Genomic DNA, 6,306 nt, shown 5'->3' with positions numbered 1-6,306 from the left:
GATCATCCGGCGTTGCCTGCCTGGACTGCACCCGGACCCGATCCGGGTGTCCGCCTACATGGACGGCTACACGACGGACAACCGGCCCATCGCCGGTCACATGGAGGGGAGCGAGCGCGTCGTGATCCTGGGCGGATTCTCCGGCCTGGGCTTCAAGTACGCCCCCGCGTTCGGTGAGGCCGGCGCCGAGCTCGTGATCGATTCAGCGTCGACGTTCGACCTGAAGCCCTTCTCGCCGGACCGGGACCTTCAGCTGTGGGAACGGGCGGAGTCGTGACTGACGCTGAGCTCAGGTGCCCCCGGTGCGGGGACACCGGCTCGGGAACCGCCGGCTGTACGGCATGCCGGCGTGACGGCATTGCCGTCAATCTCGAGCTGCCGCTTGTGGATCTGCACGGGCGGGAACTCGCCGCGTACTCCGGCGGGCCCTGGGGATGGCCCGGCACTGTTCCGATCCCGCCGGAGGTTGAGCCGGTCACGCTCGGCGAGGGCAACACTCCACTCGTCCGCCTGCCGGGCCGGGACGACGGGGGCACCGAGGTCTGGCTGAAGAACGAGGCCGCCAACCCGACGCTGTCCCACAAGGACCGCTACATGTCCGCCGCACTGACGAAGGCGCGTGCTGACGGCTGCGACACGGTGATCGCGGCGTCGAGCGGAAACGCCGGTGCGTCGGCGGCGGCATACGCCGCCCGTGCCGGACTGCGATGTGTCGTCGTCACCAAAAGCTCGCTGCCGCTGACGATCCACGCGCAGATCCGCGCCGCCGGGGCCGTCGTCGTGGGCTTCGCCGACAGTGTGGCGCGGAACAACACGATGCGCATGGCGGTCGAAGATCTTGGATGGTTTCCGCTGACCAACTACGTGGAGCCCGGGGCGGGAGGCCATCCGTACGCGATCGAGGGACTGAAGAGCCTCGCCTATGAGCTGGCCCGCGACATCGGCGAGGACCTCGGAGCGGTCGTCATTCCTACCTCGCGAGCGGACCTGCTGTCCGGTATCAGCCGCGGATTCACGGAGCTCGTGACGGCCGGACTGCTGAGCTCGCCGCCGCGGCTCGTGGCTGCCGAGCCCGCCGCGTCGGCAGCGTTCAGCCAGGCCCTGGGCCACCGGGATCGGGCGAAGCAGGAACGTACCCGGATCCCGTATGTGGGGACCGCCGCGTTCTCCATCGGCAGCGACGTCGCCAACTACCAGGGGCTGCAGGCGTTGTGGGACAGCGGCGGGGAGGCCATCGCAGTGGGCGAGAAGACGTTCCTCGACGAGTACCGGGCATGTGCGTCGGGGGAGGGAGTCTTCCTCGAGGCGTCGTCCGCTGCGGCGGTAGCTGTGGCTCGGGGCGTCGCCGCGGACGGGGCCGACGGAGCGGTCGTCGCGGTGGGCACCGCCTCCGGAATCAAGGACGTCGAGATCGCCATGCGAGACGCGCCGGACCTGCCGGTCATCGATGAGAGTCTCACCGCGCTGCGGGCGATGGTCGACGAAGCGGGCTCTGACCAGCGATGATCACATGCTGCGGGTCAGAGGCCGCGCAAATAGGGAGTCGCCTGGTTCTTTCGGACCCGCATTCGTGCTTGCGAATCTCCAGCGTTCTCGTCAGTCGACGCACAAACCCCAGTGCGCCTCCCTCCTCGGCCTTGCAGCTCGGGCGCGGATGCCCCGCTCGCTTAACCGGCGCCCCTATTTGCGCGGCCTCTCATTTGCGTGAGAAAGGACACACGGTCAATTTCGTTCGTCTGGGCGGTACCTGTGAGTAACCGAGCGGTCATCACCGTAGGATGCAATAGCGCGTGTCGATTCCGCGCCCCTCAACGTAGGTAAGACCCAGCGCCCGAGCGTTGGCCGCACCATCTCACCAGCCGCCCTGGGCTATGCCAGGACCGCTGTGCGCCGTCGATGTCGCCGCTGTGTGAGCGTCACCGTCCGCGCCTTCTCGTCTCGCCCTTCCCGGGCTGCGCGAGGCAACGTCCAAAGGATGACATTTGCCGACAACGCCTGACCCTGCCATGCCCAGAAGTCATGAGAAGCCAGCAACACCGAACGCCGGGAGCAGGTGGGCCAGTTTCCGCCAGGCCTGGCTGTCCAACCCGCGTGGCGACATCCTGGCCGGGATCGTCGTCGCCCTCGCGCTGATTCCCGAGGCCATCGCCTTCTCCATCATCGCCGGCGTCGACCCCAAGGTCGGCCTCTACGCGTCGTTCTCGATCGCGATCATCATCTCGATCGCCGGTGGCCGCCCCGGGATGATCTCCGCCGCGACCGGCGCGATGGCGCTGATCATGGTCCCTTTGGTGCGCGAGCACGGGGCGGAGTATCTGTTCGCGGCGACGATCGTGGCCGGTGTGCTGCAGGTCCTGCTGGGGGCGCTCGGTGTGGGGCGTCTGATGCGGTTCGTGCCGCGTACGGTGCTGGTCGGGTTCGTCAACGCGCTCGCCATCCTGATCTTCCTGGCGCAGGTCCCGCACGTCGTGGGGGAGTCGTGGCCGGTGTACGTCCTGGTGGCTGCCGGGCTGGCGATCATCTACCTGCTGCCTCGCCTGACCAAGGCGATACCGTCACCGCTGGTGGCGATTGTCGCGCTGGGCGTCGCGGCGACGACCTTCAGCATCAACGTGCCGACGGTCGGCGATATGGGCGAGCTGCCCAACGCGCTCCCGGTGCTCGGGGTGCCGATGGTCCCCATCACGTTCGAGACGCTTGTCACCGTGGCGCCGTTCGCCATCACCCTGGCCTTCGTCGGATTGCTGGAGTCCCTGCTCACCGCCCAAATCGTGGACGACTTCACGGATACGAGGTCGAACAAGGACCGGGAGGCCCGCGGGCAGGGCATCGCGAACGTCGCGACGGGTTTCCTCGGCGGCATGGCCGGATGCGCGATGATCGGACAGTCGGTCATCAACATGAAATCCGGTGGCCGGACTCGGCTGTCCACATTCGTCTCCGGCGTCGCACTCTTGGTGATGATCCTGGTTCTGGGTGATCTGGTGGCGATCATCCCGATGGGCGCGCTGGTCGCGGTCATGGTGATGGTCTCGATCTCCACGTTCGACTGGTCCAGTATCCGCCCGACCGTCCTGAAGCGCACCCCGTTCAGTGAGACGGCCGTCATGGTGACCACGGTCGCGATCGTCGTCGCGACGCACAACCTCGCCTATGGCGTCGTGGCCGGTGTCCTGCTCGCCGCCATCTTCTTCGCTCGCCGCGTCGCCCACCTGGTCGACGTCTCCAGCGTGCTGGATCCCGACGGCGGCATCCGGGTCTACGCGATCACCGGCGAGCTCTTCTTCGCCTCGACCAACGAGCTGGTTCACGCGTTCGACTACGCCGACCCGACGCCGCGAGTGGTGATCGACCTGACCGATGCGCACGTGTGGGACACGTCGGCCGTGGCGACGTTGGACACCGTGGTGGCCAAGTATGCCGCCCGCGGGGTCGAAGCCGAGATCGTCGGGCTCAACGCACATAGCGCTCAGCTGCACGAACGAACCACAGGACAGCTCAGCGGTCAGCACTGAGGTCAGCACTGAGGCCAGCACTGAGGCCAGCACCGAGTACGGCTGTTCAGTTCTTCGGTCTGTCGTCATCGGGAGCGACGTCGATGTCCGTGGCGGTCACTGAAGGGTGGATGTCCGTTTCCGGGGAATCCACGTGCCCGGCACACTGGGTGGTAAGCACTCGCACCGTAAGTCGGCAGGCGCAACTCGACTGACGAACAGGGGACTCTCTAGATGACCGAGCACAGCAAGGCAACTCTCGGGATCGGCATGGTGGGCTATTCCTTTATGGGCACGGCTCACTCGCACGCGTGGCGGAACTCGGCGAGCTTCTTCGATCTGCCGCTAAGCCCACGGCTCTCCGTCATCGCCGGGCGGAACGAGGCGGCCGCGCGGGCGGCAGGGGACAAGTTCGGCTGGCAGCAGGTGGAGACCGACTGGCGCGCGCTGCTCAGCCGCGACGACGTGGACCTCGTCGACGTCTGCACGCCCGGCGACACCCATGCCGAGATCGCGATCGCCGCGCTGGAGGCCGGCAAGCATGTGCTGTGCGAGAAGCCACTCGCCAACACGGTGCCGGAGGCGGAGTCGATGGCGGACGCGGCGGCCGCCGCCCGAGAGCGGGGTGTGCGGTCGATGGTCGGCTTCACCTACCGGCGGGTTCCCGCGATCGTGCTGGCTCGGACCCTGGTGGCCGACGGCCGGATCGGCGACATCCGGCACGTGCGCGCGCAGTACCTGCAGGACTGGCTGGTCGACCCGGCTGCTCCGATGTCGTGGCGCCTGGACAAGCAACGAGCCGGATCGGGCGCGCTGGGTGACATCGGCGCGCACATCGTCGACCTGACGCAGTACATCACCGGAGAACGCATCACCGGCGTCAGCGCCATGATGGAGACGTTCGTCGGCCGCCGACCGATGCCGGGGGACGACGGCGACGTCGGCACACTCGGAGGTCATGTCACCGGCGACGACGTCCAGATGGGCGACGTGACGGTGGATGACACGGCGGTCTTTCTCGCCCGGTTCAGCCGGGGAGCGCTGGCGACCTTCGAGGCGACGCGGTATGCGACCGGCCGCAAGAACGCGATCCGGATCGAGATCAACGGCACGAACGGATCACTGGCGTTCGACTTCGAGGACATGAACGTCCTGAACTTCTACGACGGCTCGGAGGACTCGCAGACAGCCGGGTTCCGGCGGATCCTGGTGACCGAGCCCGAGCACCCATTCCTCGCGGCGTGGTGGCCACCGGGGCATCTGCTCGGCTACGAGCACGGTTTCACTCACCAGGCCGTCGACCTGGTCAACGCCGTCGCCGACGGGCGCGACCCGGAGCCGTCGTTCGCGGACGGCCTGCGTGTGCAGCGGGTGCTCGCCGCCGTGGAGCAGAGCGCGGCCAAGGACAGCATCTGGACCGCCATCCCGATGTAGTGACATTGCGGATAGGACCGGCGGGTCTGTCCTATCCTCGGGGTATGTCAGCTGACGGCGACCCTGCCGATAGGTCGTTCCTGTCGAGCGTCTGGCGGAGGCGAACGGAGCGGTGACCGAATGGGTGCTGCTCGCGGCCGCAGCATTGCTGATCGGCGCTAACGCGGTCTTCGTCGCGGCGGAGTTCTCCTTCGTCACGGTGGACCGGGCGACGGTCGAGCGGCGGTCCGGCTCGGGCGACCACCGGGATCGGAACCTGCTGCAGGGGTTGCGGTCGCTGTCGACGCAGCTGTCCAGTGCTCAGCTCGGCATCACGGTCACCAGCCTGCTGGTCGGATGGCTGGCTGAGCCGTCGCTGGCGACCCTCCTGCGTGGTCCGCTCGGTTCGATCGGGCTGCCGGACGCGGGGATCACCGGGGTGTCGGTGGCACTGGCGCTCGTCGTCGCAACCGGCACGCAGATGATCTTCGGCGAGCTGGTGCCGAAGAACTGGGCCATCGCCGAGCCGTTGCGGGTCGGGCGAGCGGTGGGCGGTGCGCAGCGCGCGTTCACCACTGGAGCCGGTCCGCTGATCCGATTCCTGAACGGCAGCGCCAACAGGATTCTGCGGATGATCGGTGTCGAACCCACCGAGGAGCTCGCGTCGGCGCGATCCCCGCAGGAGCTCGCGTCGTTGGTGAGCCGGTCCGCGCGGGAGGGGACGCTCGACCCGTCGGCGGCGGACCTGGTGGCCCGTTCGATCAGCTTCGGCGACCGAACCGCGGCCGACGCGATGACGCCGCGTCCCCGGGTGCGGTTCATCAGCGCGGACAGGCCCGTGTCGGAGGTGTTGCAGAAGGCCGCGTCGACGGGGCATGCCCGTTTCCCGGTGGCCGGCGAGAACGTCGACGAGGTGGTCGGCGCCGTTCACTTCAAACACGCCTTGGCCGTCCCGTTGGCTCAGAGGGAGCATCGGCTGGTCTCCGATGTGATGGCGGACGTGGCATCGGTGCCCGGAACGATGGAGCTTGACCCGCTGCTGGCGATGCTGCGTTCTCCCGGGCTGCAGATGGCGGTGGTGGTCGACGAGTACGGCGGAACAGCCGGGATCGTCACCCTGGAGGACTTGGTCGAAGAGATCGTCGGGGAGATCGCCGACGAACAGGACCGCCCGGTGCGCACGCATGTCCAGTACGGTGACGGGGCCTGGGTTCTCTCGGGCCTGCTCAGGCCGGATGAGGTCGCCCGGCGGATCGGGCTCGACCTGCCCGGGAGCCAGTTCTACGACTCTCTGGGCGGGTTCGTCATCGAGCAGCTCGGGCGCATCCCCGAGGTCGGCGACGTGGTCACCGTGTCCGCGCTCGACCAGCGTCAGCCGGACGCCGACGGCGTCGTCGCC

4 protein-coding genes and 1 pseudogene are annotated in these 6,306 nt (G+C 68.0%); all 5 read left to right on the top strand.

What is annotated here, in order from left to right; all coding sequences use genetic code 11:
• A pseudogene (locus ELR45_RS35780) lies at positions 1-277 on the top strand (N-methyl-L-tryptophan oxidase); the annotation flags it as partial.
• Positions 274-1,506: a threonine synthase gene (locus ELR45_RS24870; protein ID WP_129668737.1), complete on the top strand. Its 1,233-nt coding sequence runs from the start codon at positions 274-276 to the stop codon at positions 1,504-1,506. The pseudogene ELR45_RS35780 and the gene ELR45_RS24870, both read left to right, overlap by 4 nt.
• A 500-nt stretch (positions 1,507-2,006) precedes the next feature.
• The gene (locus tag ELR45_RS24865) at positions 2,007-3,515 is read left to right on the top strand and encodes a SulP family inorganic anion transporter (protein ID WP_129668736.1); all 1,509 of its coding nucleotides are present in this window, start codon (positions 2,007-2,009) and stop codon (positions 3,513-3,515) included.
• Between the two features lie 213 nt (positions 3,516-3,728).
• A complete protein-coding gene (locus ELR45_RS24860) occupies positions 3,729-4,928 on the top strand; it encodes a Gfo/Idh/MocA family protein (protein WP_129668735.1) in 1,200 nt (399 codons plus the stop codon).
• A gap of 112 nt (positions 4,929-5,040) precedes the next feature.
• Positions 5,041-6,306 (top strand): hemolysin family protein (locus tag ELR45_RS24855; RefSeq protein ID WP_205857199.1); only part of this gene is annotated, 1,266 nt, incomplete at its 3' end.

It is taken from the genome of Phytoactinopolyspora endophytica (assembly GCF_004138495.1).
GTDB lineage: Bacteria > Actinomycetota > Actinomycetes > Jiangellales > Jiangellaceae > Phytoactinopolyspora > Phytoactinopolyspora endophytica.
The sequence above is the reverse complement of the archived record's forward strand: the minus strand, read 5'-3'. Positions and strand labels throughout refer to the sequence as shown.